At 42.1% G+C, this 15,812-nt stretch carries 18 protein-coding genes; 12 read left to right on the top strand and 6 right to left on the bottom strand.

Annotated features, from left to right (window positions below):
• Positions 1–12: 12 nt before the first annotated feature.
• The 4 genes from zwf to HMPREF2893_RS11085 form a co-directional block, all read right to left on the bottom strand.
• Entirely contained in the window at positions 13–1,479 is a 1,467-nt protein-coding gene (zwf, locus tag HMPREF2893_RS05860; protein WP_070674984.1) for a glucose-6-phosphate dehydrogenase, read from the bottom strand.
• 193 nt (positions 1,480–1,672) lie between these two features.
• Positions 1,673–2,488, bottom strand: coding sequence for a TIGR03943 family putative permease subunit (locus HMPREF2893_RS05855; RefSeq protein ID WP_070674981.1), 816 nt, complete (start codon positions 2,486–2,488; stop codon positions 1,673–1,675).
• Positions 2,485–3,390: a permease gene (locus tag HMPREF2893_RS05850; protein WP_014713646.1), complete on the bottom strand. Its 906-nt coding sequence runs from the start codon at positions 3,388–3,390 to the stop codon at positions 2,485–2,487. The genes HMPREF2893_RS05855 and HMPREF2893_RS05850 overlap by 4 nt, the downstream gene beginning before the upstream one ends.
• The gene (locus tag HMPREF2893_RS11085) at positions 3,390–3,539 is read right to left on the bottom strand and encodes an SPJ_0845 family protein (protein ID WP_023918704.1); all 150 of its coding nucleotides are present in this window, start codon (positions 3,537–3,539) and stop codon (positions 3,390–3,392) included. Before HMPREF2893_RS11085 ends, HMPREF2893_RS05850 begins: the two co-directional genes overlap by 1 nt.
• Before the next feature lie 147 nt (positions 3,540–3,686).
• Between HMPREF2893_RS11085 and HMPREF2893_RS05845 the strand changes: the two genes are divergently transcribed.
• From HMPREF2893_RS05845 to HMPREF2893_RS05805, 7 genes are all read left to right on the top strand, one after another.
• Positions 3,687–5,843, top strand: coding sequence for a Tex family protein (locus tag HMPREF2893_RS05845; protein ID WP_398577638.1), 2,157 nt, complete (start codon positions 3,687–3,689; stop codon positions 5,841–5,843).
• Positions 5,830–6,285: a SprT family protein gene (locus HMPREF2893_RS05840; RefSeq protein WP_070674975.1), complete on the top strand. Its 456-nt coding sequence runs from the start codon at positions 5,830–5,832 to the stop codon at positions 6,283–6,285. Before HMPREF2893_RS05845 ends, HMPREF2893_RS05840 begins: the two co-directional genes overlap by 14 nt.
• 74 nt (positions 6,286–6,359) lie before the next feature.
• A complete protein-coding gene (locus HMPREF2893_RS05835) occupies positions 6,360–6,641 on the top strand; it encodes a PspC domain-containing protein (RefSeq protein ID WP_003005023.1) in 282 nt (93 codons plus the stop codon).
• 560 nt (positions 6,642–7,201) lie between these two features.
• Positions 7,202–8,134: an HPr(Ser) kinase/phosphatase gene (gene hprK, locus HMPREF2893_RS05820; RefSeq protein ID WP_021153591.1), complete on the top strand. Its 933-nt coding sequence runs from the start codon at positions 7,202–7,204 to the stop codon at positions 8,132–8,134.
• Positions 8,131–8,913: a prolipoprotein diacylglyceryl transferase gene (gene lgt, locus HMPREF2893_RS05815; RefSeq protein WP_049507436.1), complete on the top strand. Its 783-nt coding sequence runs from the start codon at positions 8,131–8,133 to the stop codon at positions 8,911–8,913. Before hprK ends, lgt begins: the two co-directional genes overlap by 4 nt.
• A 3-nt stretch (positions 8,914–8,916) precedes the next feature.
• Positions 8,917–9,300: a DUF948 domain-containing protein gene (locus HMPREF2893_RS05810; RefSeq protein WP_031573975.1), complete on the top strand. Its 384-nt coding sequence runs from the start codon at positions 8,917–8,919 to the stop codon at positions 9,298–9,300.
• Positions 9,301–9,314: 14 nt separating this feature from the next.
• A complete protein-coding gene (locus tag HMPREF2893_RS05805) occupies positions 9,315–9,773 on the top strand; it encodes a YtxH domain-containing protein (protein ID WP_070674971.1) in 459 nt (152 codons plus the stop codon).
• A 370-nt stretch (positions 9,774–10,143) separates the two neighbouring features.
• On the opposite strand, the gene HMPREF2893_RS05800 is transcribed toward HMPREF2893_RS05805, so the two are convergent.
• A complete protein-coding gene (locus HMPREF2893_RS05800; RefSeq protein WP_045759686.1) occupies positions 10,144–10,437 on the bottom strand; it encodes a DUF3270 family protein in 294 nt (97 codons plus the stop codon).
• 129 nt (positions 10,438–10,566) lie between these two features.
• On the opposite strand from HMPREF2893_RS05800, the gene HMPREF2893_RS05795 reads away from it, so the two are divergent.
• Complete coding sequence (locus tag HMPREF2893_RS05795; protein WP_024055224.1) at positions 10,567–11,496, top strand: peptidase U32 family protein; 930 nt, start codon at positions 10,567–10,569, stop codon at positions 11,494–11,496.
• A 96-nt stretch (positions 11,497–11,592) separates the two neighbouring features.
• On the top strand, positions 11,593–12,879 hold the full coding sequence (locus tag HMPREF2893_RS05790; RefSeq protein WP_003002878.1) for a peptidase U32 family protein: 1,287 nt from the start codon (positions 11,593–11,595) through the stop codon (positions 12,877–12,879).
• Between the two features lie 15 nt (positions 12,880–12,894).
• Here the strand turns inward: HMPREF2893_RS05790 and HMPREF2893_RS05785 are convergent, their stop codons facing one another.
• Positions 12,895–13,227, bottom strand: coding sequence for a hypothetical protein (locus tag HMPREF2893_RS05785; protein WP_013903885.1), 333 nt, complete (start codon positions 13,225–13,227; stop codon positions 12,895–12,897).
• A 90-nt stretch (positions 13,228–13,317) separates the two neighbouring features.
• On the opposite strand from HMPREF2893_RS05785, the gene HMPREF2893_RS05780 reads away from it, so the two are divergent.
• The 3 genes from HMPREF2893_RS05780 to HMPREF2893_RS05770 all read left to right on the top strand — a co-directional run bounded on the left by HMPREF2893_RS05780 (position 13,318) and on the right by HMPREF2893_RS05770 (position 15,578).
• Positions 13,318–13,530, top strand: a complete 213-nt coding sequence (locus HMPREF2893_RS05780; RefSeq protein ID WP_003002541.1) for a YdbC family protein — start codon at positions 13,318–13,320, stop codon at positions 13,528–13,530.
• 161 nt (positions 13,531–13,691) lie between these two features.
• Positions 13,692–14,834 carry a 5-methyltetrahydropteroyltriglutamate--homocysteine S-methyltransferase gene (locus tag HMPREF2893_RS05775; protein ID WP_070674968.1) on the top strand — a complete coding sequence of 381 codons (1,143 nt, stop codon included), beginning with the start codon at positions 13,692–13,694 and terminating at the stop codon, positions 14,832–14,834.
• A gap of 12 nt (positions 14,835–14,846) precedes the next feature.
• Positions 14,847–15,578 carry a cyclase family protein gene (locus HMPREF2893_RS05770; RefSeq protein WP_070674965.1) on the top strand — a complete coding sequence of 244 codons (732 nt, stop codon included), beginning with the start codon at positions 14,847–14,849 and terminating at the stop codon, positions 15,576–15,578.
• Positions 15,579–15,812 lie beyond the last annotated feature (234 nt).

Raw genomic sequence — 15,812 nt, 5'->3', positions numbered from 1 at the left:
AGGTGGCTTTCCTTAATTCTTAGGTTCAGGTTTCCAAACCCATTCAGCTCCGTATTCTGCAAGGAGATCATCGGATGCAGTTGGTCCCATGGATCCTGACTTGTATTCATAGAGCGGAGCTCCATTTTCAGCCCATAGTTTTTCAATCCGGTCAATCAATTGCCATGAAGCACGGACTTCGTGCCAGTGGCTGTAATTGGTTGAGTCATTGTTCAAAACGTCGAAAATTAATTTTTCATAAGGCTCTGGTGAAGCCCCAGTTGCGGTCGCATCTGTTTCGTAAGAAAAGGAAATCGGTGCGATACTGAATTTTTCTCCGACCTCTTTTCCGTTGATACTCAATGAGAAACCTTCGTTTGGTTGGATATAAATGGTCAAGATATTTGGTTGCAAGCTATGTCCAAAGATGGAGTCGGTTTGCTTGAAAACCACATTGACCATGGTTCCTTTTTGGGTCAAGCGTTTTCCGGTACGGAAGAAGAAAGGCACACCGCGGAAGCGCTCACTATCAACAAAGAACGCACCAGAAGCATAGGTCTCCGTAGTAGATTCAGGGTCGACATTTGGCTCACTGCGATAAGAGATATCTTTTTTCCCTTCGATCGTACCTGAATGGTATTGACCACGGATAAAGAATTTCTTTAATTCGTCATCTGTTGGATTGTGCAATTGCTCAAAAACTTTAACCTTTTCTGCCCGAATTGCATCCTTGGTAAAGGTAGCTGGTTTATCCATGGCAAGCAATGACAAAAGCTGAAGGGTATGGTTTTGCACCATATCTCGAAGGGCCCCCGAGTGATCATAGTAGCCACCGCGTTCTTCAACCCCCAAGCGTTCAGCAAAGGTAATTTGGATATTGTCAATAAAATCTCGGTTCCAAAGGTTATCAAAAATAAGATTTCCGAAACGAATGGCAAAGATATTTTGGATCATTTCTTTTCCAAGGTAATGGTCGATCCGGAAGATTTGTTCTTCATCAAAGGTTTCTTCCAATTCCTTGTTGAGCTGACTAGCCGTTTCTAGGTCTGTACCGAAAGGTTTTTCAACGATCAAGCGCTCAAAGCCTTGCCCATCCACAATGCCTTCTGATTTGAGGTGTTTGGCAATGGTTCCAAAAAATTGAGGAGCCATGGACAAGAAGAAGACCTTGTTGTGTTCCGTTTGGTATTTTTCATCCAAGCTATTTTGCAATTCACGCAGGGCGATGTAATGTTCGGTATCATTGACATCGTGGCTTTGGTAGTAGAAATGACTAGCGAATTCTTGAGCTTGTTGAGGGCTATCTGCGAGATCTGTAATGGATTCTACCACGACCGATTCAAAGTATTCCTTGCTCCATGGTCTGCGGGCTGTTCCGATAACCGCAAAGTTTTCAGATAGATTTCCTGATTTATAGAGTCTAAAAAGGGATGGGTAGAGTTTGCGCTTGGCTAAATCTCCACTGGCCCCGAAAATGGTTACAATAACTTTTGAAGACATTTAAGTACCTATTTCCTATTTTATTAACCATATTTTACCATAAAATCTACAAGATTTCTTTGATGGAATCGTTGTTCAGAATATTTTCCGCTTGGATTAGAGGATTAGAGAGGAAAGCATAGAAAAAGCTAGAATCAATGTGGATTCTAGCTTGAACAGTTATAAGATGTTTTGATCTACAACGGAAGCTCCATCAGAATACGCGGTAGACATATGGATTGGCAGGTTTCGTAATGGTCTGGCAATCGCTAATGTGAAGGACAGGCAAGTTTTGCTTGAGCTGCTTGTGGTATTCAATGGACAAGGTTCCTTTCGCATGGATCCAGGTATTGTTTTCGAAATGCTGCGGAGCACCCGTCGTTAAGAGACCGTAAACTCCGGAATCTGCGATACAGTGGATGATCCCAAAGCGAAAGAGGAATTGGCTGTCCTTGTTATTGGGGTCATTGTATACAAAACCGGTCAACTCGATCGTCTTTCCTGCGAATTGGTCAGGATAATCATAAATCACTTCCATGACTTCCATGTAATTCTCAGTGGTCACCTGGATCACTTTTTTATCAACATATTTCTTTGCCGCCTGCTTCATTTCTGACTCATAGGCTGACTTGGTAAAATAGCTACTAGTATCTGGTTTGAGATACTGGGTTGTTGTTCCTTCGTCCTGCTGGATTTCCTTGGAAGAACCAGCCGCAACCGGGAAGTGGTAGCCTTTGGCAGAGACTGTTTGGGAATCCAGTGTCACTGTAGGGAAAAATAGCCCGACAAACAAAGGAATACAGAGCAAGAAGATACTCGCCACTTTTGCCCAGAAGCTAGAGAGATGACTGTGGATCTTCATCTGCTTGACCCAGATGATTAGCTGCACAAGAGCTAAAACAAAGGACAAGAACATGGAAATATAAGCCAAGTAAGAATAGTGTAAGTTGATGTATTGATTGAGCTTACCAGATAATTGCAGGTACATGGTGAGCTCAAAATAGCCAGCTAATATCAAGAAACGAATCATAGCACTACCCCCACAAACCAAGCATAAAGGAGCACAACTCCACTCACAATTCCAATAAATTGCCAGATGAAACGGGTCTTGAGATAATTTTTCATCATGAGGAGATTTTTGACATCAAGCATAGGCCCAATCACTAGAAAGGCAAGAACAGGCGCTACTCCAAAACTTGTTAGAAGAGAGGATCCAACAAAGGCGTCCGCCTCGCTACAAAGTGAGAGGAGGAAGGACAAGACCATGAGAAGGAGAATAGCAATAACCGGTGTCGCACTGATCGAAGTGAGGATCCGTGTTGGGACATAGACTTGGACGAGGCTAGCAAAGAGGCAACCAAATACCAGGTAGCGTCCCGTATCAAAGAATTCATCAATCGCCTGCACCAAGACTTGGAAGAGCTTTTGACCTTTGCTCAAGTCCCTAAAATCATGTTCATGTACAGCCTTACGATGTTCTTTTTGGATCGAATCTGTCTGAATAAAACCAAGAAAGATCCCTAGCACCGTTGCGACCAGTAGGGAACCAAGGGCGCGGTAGAGGGCCATCTTGACAGAATTCCCAAAGGCTGAGTAGGTCGCAAAGAGAACGATAGGATTGATGACCGGTGCTGTCACCAAAAAGGGAACAGCAGTATAACTTGGAACTTTCTTTTCTAGAAAGCGATTGATAATGGGAACAATTCCACATTCACAGGAAGGAAAGATAAAGCCGATAAAGGTCCCAAAGAAGATCCGCCCAAATTTATTTTTGGGAAGAAAGCGGTAGACCCTCTCGGGGGTGATATAGACCTCAATAATCCCTGAAATGATACTTCCGATTAGGACAAACGGTAGGGCTTCGATAATAATCGAGAGAAAAATAGCCCCAGCCTGCAAGACGCTAGAGGGAAGGTGTTGAAAGAATGTCATTACTTAACCTTCTTTGCTTCTTTAGTTGTAGCAGTTTCTGCCTTCTTTTTTTCTTCAGGAAATTCTACTTTCTTTTCTACATCCGGAAAACTCGCAAAATTTTCAAACATTTTATCAAGATCATCTGTTTTTGAGAATTTAATAGCCATTGTTGGGCCTCCTTTTTATTTTCTTTCATTATAACAAAAAGGAAAGAGCAAGGGGGAAATGGAGCATAAAAGGAAAGAACCATAGGGTCAAAATTATTCTCTGAAAAATCCCTGAAACAGAGACCAGAAGAGGCGCTCTCACCCTTGATGGCAGCAAAATATGCTATAATAGAGGCTATGGATAAATATGAAAAAATAGCCCAAGAATTGGGTGTTAGCTTAAAACAAATCGATACCGTATTGAGTCTGACCGCAGAAGGCTCAACTATTCCTTTCATTGCCCGCTATCGAAAAGATATGACGGGAAATTTAGATGAAGTAGCGATCAAGGCCATTATTGACCGGGACAAATCCTTAACGACTCTAGCCGAACGAAAGGAAACTGTCCTTGCTAAGATTGAGGAACAGGGCAAACTGACAGAGGCGCTCAAGCAGGCTATTGAGGCTGCTGAAAAATTAGCGGATGTCGAAGAGCTCTATCTCCCATATAAGGAAAAACGGCGGACCAAGGCGACGATTGCACGAGAAGCAGGACTTTTCCCCTTGGCACGTCTCATTTTGCAAAATAGTCCAGACTTGGAAGCAGAGGCTCAGAAATTTACCTGTGAGGCCTTCCCAACTGAAACCGCAGCTTTAGCTGGTGCAGTGGATATTCTGGTAGAAGCTATTTCAGAGGATACCCAATTACGGGCCCTCACCTATCAAGAAATTCATGGGCATTCCCTCATAACGTCAACCTTGAAGGATGAAAGCTTAGATCCTAAGAGAACCTTTGAAATCTACTATGATTTTTCTGAGAAGATCAAGAATATGCAAGGCTACCGGACTCTAGCTCTCAATCGTGGGGAAAAATTGGGCGTTCTCAAAGTCGGATTCGAGCACCAACTGGATCGAATCATTCGTATTTTTGAGGCTCGTTTTAAAACTAAAAATGCCTATGTCGATGAGGTTATTCAACAAGCGGTTAAGAAAAAAATCGTTCCTGCGATTGAACGTCGGATTCGGACAGAGTTAACGGAGGTGGCAGAAGACGGAGCCATTCAATTGTTCTCTGAAAATCTACGGAATCTATTGCTCATTCCTCCATTAAAAGGGCGCGTGGTCCTTGGATTTGACCCAGCCTTTCGGACCGGTGCTAAACTAGCTGTTGTCGATGAGACAGGAAAGATGCTTGCCACCCAGGTCATCTATCCAGTTGCTCCTGCAAAACCAGCTCAGATCGAGCAGGCTAAAAAGGATCTATCCTCCTTGATCAAAGAGTTCGGAATAGAAATTATTGCGATTGGAAATGGAACCGCCAGCCGTGAAAGTGAGGCCTTTGTCGCAGAGGTGCTTCATGACCATCCAGGAGTTCGCTATGTTATTGTCAATGAAAGCGGAGCCTCTGTCTATTCAGCTAGTGAGTTGGCCCGTCATGAGTTCCCAGAGCTAACCGTTGAAAAACGCTCGGCCATCTCCATTGCCCGTCGCTTGCAAGATCCGCTAGCAGAATTGGTGAAAATCGATGCCAAATCCATCGGTGTCGGTCAATACCAACACGATGTCAATCAGAAAAAACTGACAGAAAGCTTGGATTTCGTGGTAGATACTGTCGTCAACCAAGTTGGGGTCAATATCAATACGGCTAGTCCCTCTCTCTTAGCCCATGTAGCAGGACTCAATAAGACCATCTCTGAAAATATTGTGAAATACCGGGAAGAAGAAGGAATGATTCTTTCACGAGCACAGATTAAAAAAGTCCCTCGCCTCGGCGCCAAGGCTTTCGAGCAGGCTGCTGGATTCTTACGCATCCCTGAAAGTAAAAACATCTTGGACAATACCGGCGTTCACCCTGAAAGTTACAAGGAAGTTGAAAAACTTTTTCAACTTCTTGAAATTACCGAACTCGATGCATCCGCTCAGGAAAAATTAAAAGCTGTGAACATCGAGGAGATGTCTACTCAGCTGGATCTGGGACCAGAAACCCTGAAAGATATTATTGCCGATCTCCTAAAACCAGGACGCGATTTGCGGGATTCCTTTGATGCACCCGTGCTCCGTCAGGATGTCTTGGATATTAAAGACCTCCATATAGGCCAAAAATTAGAAGGGATTGTGCGCAATGTGGTTGACTTTGGAGCCTTTGTCGATATTGGCATTCACGAAGATGGCTTGATTCATATCTCCCATATGAGCAAGCAGTTTATTAAGCATCCAAGCCAGGTCGTCTCAGTAGGTGATTTGGTAACCGTCTGGGTGAAGAAGATTGATGTGGAACGCGAAAAAGTCAATCTCAGTTTGGTAGCTCCGAATGAATCTGACTGAGTATGTGCGTCAAGTATCCCTGGAAGATTTTGGGAGAGAATTCCGTCATCAAGCAGAGTGGAATTCACGTCTTCAAACCACTGGAGGTCGTTTCTTTCCCAAGGATCGACACCTTGATTTTAATCCGAAAATATACCAAGCTTTCGGGTTAGAGGTCTTTCGCAAAATCGTCCGCCACGAGCTCTGCCACTACCATCTTTACGATCAAGGTAAAGGCTATTGCCACAAAGATCTAGACTTTAAGCAACTCCTCCAGCAAGTGGACGGTCTTCGTTTCACACCTCCTCTACCAGATAGAGCTGGGCGAGTCAAGCGGATCTATCTCTATCAATGTCCCCGTTGTGGCCAAGAGTATAGACGAAAGCGAAAAATCGATCTGAAGAAATATGCCTGCGGTCGCTGTCACAGCCGCCTGCAATTCCTTGAAATGAGACAAGAGTAAGAATCGGTCTTTAGGCGGATCTCTTTCCAGTTCGACTCTGCTAAAATAGGTCTAACTAGAAAGAGGAAAATCAAATGACATCATCATTTTACAAATTAAAACGACATCGCCTGGTTTCAGGTGTGCTAGCTGGCTTAGCCGATAAATTTGGTCTTAGTGTAACTCTCCTACGCTTCTTGTTTATTCTTTTTACGGTTTCTCATGCCTTTATCGGTGTGATTATCTATTTACTGTTAGATACGACCTTGCCTTATAAGGACGAGGAGGAGCAGGAAATGTTTGACTATGGCCCTCGACCTCGTCGAAGAAAAGAGGCCGAACCCATCCATGATCAGAATGATAGTCCGTTCTTCTAAAAGGAGATTTGAGTGAAGCAGAAGTTCTATTCCCTTGCTTTTATTCTATATCTCTTCTTCAGTTTTATAGGACAGTTTTTCATTTTAAATCGTTTTTTTGGCGAAGGAGTTGGAACAGTTTTGATCGGAATGCTCCTTTTTCCACTGGGCATTTGGAATAGTCTCTTCTACCTCTTGTTTCTGCCAACAGAAATGGCTAGAAAACCACAAATTTATCGGTTTTCGATTTTATTTCTTCCGATTTTGTATCTGGTTTTGTCCTTGCTGGGGGGGAGGACCTACCACCTTTATGCTAGGCTTGATCGCATTTCCTTCAAATGCGGTGGTCTATGCGGTCTCTACCGGAATCAAATCTATGATCAAAGATTTCTTGCAAGGCCAAGGCTAGAGCATTCTTCATATGTTCCCATCATTTCCTAGAGGTTGGAGACCTTTGTCTTGGCCTCTTTTTGCTTGCCTTAAAAAGGAGTTGAAAATGGATCTTTCAAATGACACTTCAGTCTCTCGTCTGAAGAGAAAATCTGCTATAATAGAGAGAGAATTTGAAAAGGGAGAATGATATGGCAGTTACTGTTCGCGATCTACAGGAAAAGCTTCGTCTATCGGTTGTTTATGGGGATGATAAACTCTTGAGCAAGGAAATTACGACTGCGGACATTTCACGTCCAGGTCTTGAAATGACGGGCTATTTCGACTATTACACACCTGAGCGGATTCAGCTTGTAGGAATGAAAGAATGGTCCTACCTGGTGAAGATGAGCTCTCACAACCGTCATCAGGTCCTGCGCAAGATGTTCCAGCCAGAGACACCTGTCATCATTGTCGCGCGGAATTTAGAAATTCCAGAAGAAATGTTGCGTGCTGCTGAAGAGAAGCAACTAGCTATTTTGAAGAGCAATGTTGCGACCAGTCGTTTATCTGGAGAGCTTTCTAGCTATTTGGATAGTCGGCTAGCAGAACGTACGAGTGTACACGGTGTCTTGATGGATATTTATGGGATGGGTGTCTTGATCCAAGGAGATAGCGGAATCGGAAAAAGCGAGACAGGTCTGGAACTTGTCAAACGGGGTCATCGCCTCGTAGCTGATGACCGAGTCGATATCTATGCGAGAGACGAGATGACCCTTTGGGGAGAGCCAGCTGAAATCCTACGCCACTTACTAGAGATCCGTGGTGTCGGGATTATCGATGTCATGAGTCTCTACGGCGCCAGTGCTGTCAAGGATTCTTCACAAGTCCAAATCGCCGTTTACTTGGAAAATTATGCTAAGGATCAAGTTTATGATCGTCTTGGTAATAATGCAGAAGAGTTGGAAATCGGTGGCGTGACCATTCCTCGGATTCGCATCCCTGTGAAGACTGGTCGGAACATTTCGGTCGTGATCGAAGCAGCAGCTATGAATGTTCGGGCCAAAGAAATGGGCTATGATGCTACCAAAACTTTTGAAGAACGTTTGTCCCAGTTGATTAGTCAAAATGAGGTGAAGGAATGAATCCAGTAGCCCTTCAATTAGGTCCGATCAGTATTCGTTGGTATGCAATTTGTATTGTCTCTGGCTTGATTCTAGCTGTTTATCTTTCCATGAAAGAAGCGCCCCGTAAAAAAATTGATCCAGATGCTATCATTGATTTCATTTTGATCGCCTTTCCGCTTGCGATTTTGGGGGCCAGACTCTATTACGTTATTTTCGAATGGGGCTACTATAGCCAGCACCTTGGTGAGATTTTTGCGATCTGGAACGGAGGAATCGCGATTTATGGTGGCCTCTTGACAGGTGCTCTTGTCCTCTATCTATTCTCTCGTAGACGTTTGATTGAACCGATCGACTTTTTAGATATTGCGGCCCCAAGCGTCATGATTGCACAGAGTATTGGTCGTTGGGGAAACTTCTTTAACCAGGAAGCTTATGGAGCTGCTGTTAAAAGTCTCAACTACCTGCCCTCTTTTATTCGAGACCAAATGTATATAGATGGTAGTTACCGTCAGCCAACCTTCTTATATGAATCCAGTTGGAATCTGCTAGGATTTCTCTTGATCTTGATTCTTCGGAGGAAGCCCCAATTTTTGCGGCAAGGTGAGATCACAGCCTTTTACCTTATCTGGTATGGATTTGGTCGGATGATCATCGAAGGAATGCGGACAGATAGCCTGATGTTTGCGGGCTTACGTGTTTCCCAGTGGTTGTCGATGATCCTGATTCTAGTTGGACTCGCCATCATCATCTACCAACGTCGCAAAAAAGCCCCTTATTATGTAGAAGCAAAGGAGTAATATATGTTTATTGAAATTGCCTACGGCCTCTTAGGCCTTGCCTTAGTAGCGCTTGTCATTTATATGATTTTTTTCCTCTCAAAGATTGGAAAAGTTGTAGATGAGACGCAAAAAACCATCCAAGTTTTGACATCAGATGTCAATGTCACCTTGCATCAGACCAATGATCTATTGGCAAAAGTCAATGTTTTAACGGATGATTTGAATCAAAAAGTTGCAACGATTGACCCACTCTTTACAGCCGTAGCGGATCTTTCAGAGTCTGTTTCAGATTTGAATGATCAAGCCCGTCAATTAGGTTCCAAAGCAGTGTCAGCTGGTGGAAAAACAGTGAAAGCCTCTATCGGATTAAAAGCGATTAAGATGGCTTCAAAATTATTTAAATAGAATCGAGGAAGAATATGGGACGTTTATCTAGTTTATTAATTGGTGTGATTTCAGGTGCTTCAGCAGCCTACTATTTATCAACAGAGCAAGGAAAGAAAGTCACTAAAAAAGTGGTGCGCTTCGTAAAAGATTATCAAGAAGATCCTCAAGAAGTACATGAATCGGTGAAACAAACTGCTAAGGATGTTTCAAAACAAGCAGCAGAAGTGATCCAACAAACCAAAGAAAAAGTTGGTTCTGGAGAAATTACGACAGGAACTGTTTTGGAATCTGTCAAAGAAAAGACGCAAGATGTGGTTGAAAAATCTCAAGAAGTCTATCACTCATTTAAGGATAAACTTCAAAAAGAAAATCTAAGTGGCAATGACTTGGTTCAATCCATTCGCAAACAAACAGAATCAGAAGACATCGTTTTAGAATTGGATGAAAAAAATTCTGAAGAAGCAGCTGAAGAAGAAACAAAAGAAGCATAAAAAATGAGGCTCAGTGAGCCTCTTTTCAGATTGAAGATAAATTCATCTTAGAAACTTTCCTTAAGTGAGTACGGACGTCAGCGAACTTCAAAGAAGTTCCATGACTTAGTTTTGAACCTAAAGTTTCAAAACTCCCGAGTGCCTGAAACATAATTGTTTCAGGCACTTTTCTCACGGCGGAAAGTTTCAAAAGATCATTGAATAACTTTAACTCATAAAAAGTATTTATTCTTATAGAATTCCTAGGAAGCCTTTGAATTATCAAACACCATACCAATTTTTTCTGAGTTACATGAAAAGTCTAACTTAATTTGACAACTTAGGAATTAAAAAAATTCGAGTAAATAAAAAAATCAGGCGAACCTGATTTTTATTTTTTTCGTTTATTGTAGTAAATTCGGAACCCTTGAATACTAGCAAAGCTAGAACCAATCGCTAAAGCAAACGCAAAGAAAGTATTCATTTTTGTTGCTAAAAAGACAAAACTAAATACAACCGTCAACACACAGAAAATAGCGATATTTAAAAAATATAGCAATTCACTTAATTGAGGTGCGGGTTCAACTTCAGGAGCATAGTCCTGAATAGGGGTTTCTTGGGTTTGTTTGGTTAATTCGATATAATCGAATTCTTCATTATAGTGTCTTAAATTTCTTACGGGCATTTTCTCTCTCCTAACAGTACTCTATTATTCTATCATGAATTCAGGTATATAAATGTTACAAAAATGTTACAAATTTTACAAAATGAATAAATTTTTCTAGAATATCGGAATTTTTGTTATAATGGTTCTATGAAAAATATTATTATTACAGCAACAGCAGAGAGTGTTGAGCAAGCGCAAGCCCTGATTGATGCAGGGGTTGACCGAATCTATGTCGGTGAAAAAGACTACGGATTACGATTGCCTCAAACTTTAAGCTATGACGAAATAAATCGAATTGCCCAACTGGTCCATGCTGCTGGTATAGAATTGACAGTAGCTGTAAATGCACTCATGCACCAATCGATGATGGATTCAATCAAGCCTTTCCTAGATTTTCTAAAGGAAATTCAGGCTGATTATATTACTGTCGGAGATGCGGGCGTTTTTTATGTCTTGAAACGAGATGGCTATCCATTCAAAACCATCTACGATGCATCAACCATGGTTACTTCTAGTCGCCAGATCAATTTCTGGGGAAAACAAGCAGGAGCTTCTGAGGCTGTTTTGGCTCGTGAGATTCCATCTGCCGAATTATTCGTAATGGCTGAGAATCTTCAGATTCCAGCAGAAGTCTTGGTCTATGGTGCTAGCATTATCCACCATTCGAAACGACCTCTTCTTCAGAATTATTACAACTTTATCAAGACAGAAGAATCTGTGACCAAAGATCGCGATCTGTTCTTAGCAGAACCAGGAGATCCCAATTCCCATTATTCAGTCTATGAAGACAAACATGGAACCCATATCTTCTCAAATAATGACTTGAATATGATGACCAAATTGTCTGAGTTGGTAGAACATGGCTTTGATCATTGGAAACTCGATGGTGTCTACTGTCCGGGTGAAAACTTTGTCAAGATTACAGAGTACTTTGTCAAGGCCCGTGATTTGATTCAAAATGGAACATTTACACAGGATCAAGCCTATCTGTTTGATGAAGAAATCCGCAAATTACATCCAGCTAATCGTGGTTTGGATACTGGTTTCTATGATTATGAACCAGATCGTGTAAAATAACAAATAATACTAGGGCTTCTTCGTTTGTGAGTTTTCCTTTTTCAGGGAACGAAGAGGCTATTCATCATATCGACAATCTTGTAAATTGGAGAAAACATGACAAATACAAAAAAACGTCCAGAGGTTTTGGTACCTGCTGGAACATTAGAAAAATTAAAAGTTGCCGTTAATTATGGGGCAGACGCTGTGTTCGTTGGTGGACAAGCCTATGGTTTGCGTAGCCGTGCCGGAAACTTCACCATGGATGAGCTTCGTGAAGGAATTGAGTATGCTCATGCCCGTGGAGTGGATGTGCACGTCGCTTCAAACATGGTGACCCATGAGGGAAATGAACAAGGGGCTGGTGAATGGTTCCGTGAATTACGGGATATGGGCCTTGATGCCGTGATCGTTTCAGACCCGGCCTTGATTGAAATCTGTGCAACCTATGCACCTGGACTCAATATTCACTTGTCTACACAAGCTTCTGCAACCAATGTGGAGACCTTCCATTTCTGGAAAGAATATGGCTTGACCCGTGTCGTCTTGGCCCGTGAGGTATCCATGGAAGAGTTGGCAGAGATCCGTAAGCGTACCGATCTTGAGATCGAAGCCTTCGTTCATGGAGCCATGTGTATTTCTTATTCCGGACGTTGTACCCTTTCTAACCACATGTCTGACCGGGATGCCAACCGTGGTGGCTGTTCTCAATCTTGCCGTTGGAAATACGATCTCTACGATATGCCATTTGGCCAAGAACGCAAGAGTATCAAAGGACAAGTCCCGGAAGAATATTCTATGTCAGCCGTGGACATGTGTATGATCGAAAATATTCCAGACATGATTGACAATGGGGTTGATAGCTTGAAGATTGAAGGCCGGATGAAATCTGTTCATTACGTATCAACAGTAGCCAACTGTTACAAGGCAGCTTGTGATGCCTATATGGAAAGTCCAGAAGCCTTTTATGCCATCAAGGATGATTTGATCAATGAATTGTGGAAGGTTGCTCAACGTGAATTAGCAACTGGATTCTACTACCAAACACCGACTGAAAATGAACAATTGTTTGGGGCACGTCGTAAGATTCCTCAATACAAATTTGTAGGAGAAGTGGTTGACTTTGATCCATCTACCATGACTGCGACGATTCGCCAACGGAATGTCATCAATGAAGGCGACCAAGTGGAATTCTACGGACCAGGCTTCCGTCATTTTGAATGCCAGATCCAAGACTTGCATGATAAGGATGGAGTGAAGATTGATCGCGCACCAAATCCGATGGAACTTCTTACGATCACCGTTCCACAAGAAGTCAAGCCAGGAGATATGATTCGTTCTTGCCAGGAAGGTTTAATCAATCTCTACTCAAAAGATGGGGCAAGTAAAACTGTTCGAGTATAACAAAAAAAGAGAGGGTTAAACCTCTCCTTTTTGTTGGGCGATGCGAATGTTATTGGGGACCAAACTGATTTTCTGGATCTCAGAAATCCGAATAATCGTGGACATACTCTTTTTAAAATTTTTCACGATCAGTTGTCGGCGTTCTTGGTCATACTTGACAATATCGCCTGTAAAACTCTTGTTTGAAAAAATAACATGTACCCCTTGTTTTTTTCGCAATGCTTGTTGAATGATTTCAATAATTCTCTCATCTTCTAATGGGGCAGGGGTACTGACTTTTCCATTGAAAAATTCATTTGCTCGGTCTTTAACGATCTCGAGAAATTTTTTCATAGCTAAATTCTCCATAACTTGATACAATATATTATAGATAATTTCAACGATTTTGTAAATGATTTACGAATATTAGAGATGAGAAGGCGAGAAAGGAGTCGTGAAATGGCAGAATTTTCATTCCAAATCGAAGAACATTTACTGGTCTTGTCAGAAAATGACAAGGGTTGGACCAAAGAATTGAACCGTGTGAGTTTTAATGGTGCTCCTGCTAAGTATGATATCCGGACCTGGAGTCCCGACCATACAAAGATGGGAAAAGGCATTACACTCACGAACGAAGAGTTCCAAGTCATGCTCGATGCATTTAAAAATTAAGAAAAGGGGTCCTTCAAGGACTTCTTTTTTTGTTATAGTCTAAGGCTATATAGATATCAAAGATATTAGATTATCCCAAACCCTTGTTTATCAAGTATTGGACTGCTATAATGGTTGCATTGATGAATTAATGTAAAACTTATAGGAAAGAGGGATTCATATTGACACATGCACATGCACCTTATCGCGTTGACCATGTTGGTTCATTTCTTCGTCCAGCTACCTTGGTTCAGGCTCGTGAAGATTTCGCAGCTGGAAAAATCAGTCAGGCTGACTTAACAAAAGTAGAAGATCAGGCGATTCGTGACCTCGTTGAAAAAGAAATTGCTGCTGGTCTGAAGTCAGTAACAGATGGAGAATTCCGCCGTGCTTATTGGCATTTGGATTTCTTCTGGGGCTTTGGTGGCATTGATCACGTCCAAGCTGCTCAAGGCTATCAATTCCATGATGAAACCACCAAGGCGGACTCAGCACTTGTCGTTGGAAAAATCACAGGAGCCAATCATCCATTTGTAGAGCATTACAAGTTCTTGCGGGATCTTGTGGCGGATGTAGATGGTGTAGAGGCTAAATATACCATTCCAGCACCTGCGCAATTCTATTTTGAATTGATCCGTGATGCAGAACATGTAGAACAATTGAATACCATCTATCCTGATTTTGCGGCTGTTCGTGAAGACATCAAGCAAGCCTATCTTCAAGTGATTCAAGATTTGTATGATGCAGGACTTCGGACCCTTCAAGTAGATGACTGTACGTGGGGTGTCTTGGTAGACGATAATTTCTTGACGGCTTGGGGAGCAGCTCAAGGCAAGTCAAAAGATGAGGTTCGCCGAGAACTCGCTGATCTCTTCTTGACCTTTAACAACGATGTCTACCAAAATGTTCCAGCTGGTTTGACCGTCAATACGCACGTTTGTCGTGGGAACTTCCATTCCACTTGGGCTTCATCAGGTGGTTATGCGCCGATTGCTAAAGAACTCCTTGGAGAAGAAGCCGTCAATGCTTACTTCCTAGAGTTTGATACTGATCGGGCTGGTGGTTTTGAACCACTTGCAGAAGTAACCCCTGGTAAAGGAGTGGTATTAGGCCTCTTGACATCTAAGAGTGGTCAATTGGAGAACAAGGACGAAGTGATTGCTCGTATTAAAGAAGCAAGTCAGTATGTACCGTTGGAAAATCTTTACCTGTCGACTCAGTGTGGCTTTGCTTCGACAGAAGAAGGAAACATTTTGACAGAAGAAGACCAATGGAAAAAAATCGGTTTGATTAAGGAAATTGTCGCTGAAGTTTGGGGCGAATAAGGAGGAAGAAACATGTCAGATTTACTAAGTATTTATAAAGAATTGCAAGCTAAAAAATGGGTGGACTTGAGTCACCAGATCAATGCGGAAAGTCCACACTTCCCAGCCCTTCCTGCTTTGCAACAAGAAGATCTTTTCACATTAAAAGATGGCTTCCATGTTCAAAAATTTACAGTGGTTGGTCAATACGGAACGCATATTGATGCACCGATTCACTTTGTAGAAGGGGGTCGTTGGTTGGATGAGATTGACCTCAAAGATCTCCTTTTGCCACTTTATGTTATCGACAAGTCTAAAGAAGTTGCAGCCAATCCAAACTTTATCTTAAGCAAACAAGATATCTTAGACTTTGAGGCAGAGCATGGACAAATTGCTGAGGGTGCTTTTGTTGCCTTCCGCAGTGATTGGTCAAAACGTTGGCCAGATCAAGATGCTATGCGTAACCTAGATGAAAATGGTGTTCAACAAAGTCCAGGATGGAGCCGTGAAGCCTTGGAATTCTTGATTCATGAACGCTATGTTAAGGCTGTGGGTCATGAAACCTTTGATACCGATGCAGGTATTCCAGCAGCAGAGCATGGCTTGGTCAATGAATACTACCTCTTGGAACAAAATATCTACCAAGTTGAAGTCTTGAACCAATTGGACCAAGTTCCAGCTGTAGGTGCTTTGATTTCGATCGCTTTCCCTCACTGGGACAAGGCAACTGGTTCACCTGTCCGTGCCATTGCCATCTTACCATAAACAAAGAAAAAAGCTTGAAGACAGACGTCGCATTTGGACGTTTGTCTTTTTGTATTTACGAAACTATTTTCGTTATCATCTGATATTCCATCTAATAACCTGATTTATAAAAAATAAAAAGGAATATTCGTTTATTATCTCTCCAATGTTTTGAGATGTAGACGTACCGGTGTAAGCCAAATCTTTATAGGGCCTACACAAAGAAAAGAGAGTGGGACAGAAATCGGTAATTCG

The organism is Streptococcus sp. HMSC072C09 (genome assembly GCF_001813105.1).
Classification (GTDB): Bacteria; Bacillota; Bacilli; order Lactobacillales; family Streptococcaceae; genus Streptococcus.
The sequence above is the reverse complement of the archived record's forward strand: the minus strand, read 5'-3'. Positions and strand labels throughout refer to the sequence as shown.

Bases quoted from the DNA above. Each gene is read 5' to 3' on its own strand.
- zwf (WP_070674984.1), bottom strand. From the start codon at position 1,479: ATGTCTTCAAAAGTTATTGTAACCATTTTCGGGGCCAGTGGAGATTTA.
- HMPREF2893_RS05855 (WP_070674981.1), bottom strand. From the start codon at position 2,488: ATGATTCGTTTCTTGATATTAGCTGGCTATTTTGAGCTCACCATGTAC.
- HMPREF2893_RS05850 (WP_014713646.1), bottom strand. From the start codon at position 3,390: ATGACATTCTTTCAACACCTTCCCTCTAGCGTCTTGCAGGCTGGGGCT.
- HMPREF2893_RS11085 (WP_023918704.1), bottom strand. From the start codon at position 3,539: ATGGCTATTAAATTCTCAAAAACAGATGATCTTGATAAAATGTTTGAA.
- HMPREF2893_RS05845 (WP_398577638.1), top strand. From the start codon at position 3,687: ATGGCAGCAAAATATGCTATAATAGAGGCTATGGATAAATATGAAAAA.
- HMPREF2893_RS05840 (WP_070674975.1), top strand. From the start codon at position 5,830: ATGAATCTGACTGAGTATGTGCGTCAAGTATCCCTGGAAGATTTTGGG.
- HMPREF2893_RS05835 (WP_003005023.1), top strand. From the start codon at position 6,360: ATGACATCATCATTTTACAAATTAAAACGACATCGCCTGGTTTCAGGT.
- hprK (WP_021153591.1), top strand. From the start codon at position 7,202: ATGGCAGTTACTGTTCGCGATCTACAGGAAAAGCTTCGTCTATCGGTT.
- lgt (WP_049507436.1), top strand. From the start codon at position 8,131: ATGAATCCAGTAGCCCTTCAATTAGGTCCGATCAGTATTCGTTGGTAT.
- HMPREF2893_RS05810 (WP_031573975.1), top strand. From the start codon at position 8,917: ATGTTTATTGAAATTGCCTACGGCCTCTTAGGCCTTGCCTTAGTAGCG.
- HMPREF2893_RS05805 (WP_070674971.1), top strand. From the start codon at position 9,315: ATGGGACGTTTATCTAGTTTATTAATTGGTGTGATTTCAGGTGCTTCA.
- HMPREF2893_RS05800 (WP_045759686.1), bottom strand. From the start codon at position 10,437: ATGCCCGTAAGAAATTTAAGACACTATAATGAAGAATTCGATTATATC.
- HMPREF2893_RS05795 (WP_024055224.1), top strand. From the start codon at position 10,567: ATGAAAAATATTATTATTACAGCAACAGCAGAGAGTGTTGAGCAAGCG.
- HMPREF2893_RS05790 (WP_003002878.1), top strand. From the start codon at position 11,593: ATGACAAATACAAAAAAACGTCCAGAGGTTTTGGTACCTGCTGGAACA.
- HMPREF2893_RS05785 (WP_013903885.1), bottom strand. From the start codon at position 13,227: ATGGAGAATTTAGCTATGAAAAAATTTCTCGAGATCGTTAAAGACCGA.
- HMPREF2893_RS05780 (WP_003002541.1), top strand. From the start codon at position 13,318: ATGGCAGAATTTTCATTCCAAATCGAAGAACATTTACTGGTCTTGTCA.
- HMPREF2893_RS05770 (WP_070674965.1), top strand. From the start codon at position 14,847: ATGTCAGATTTACTAAGTATTTATAAAGAATTGCAAGCTAAAAAATGG.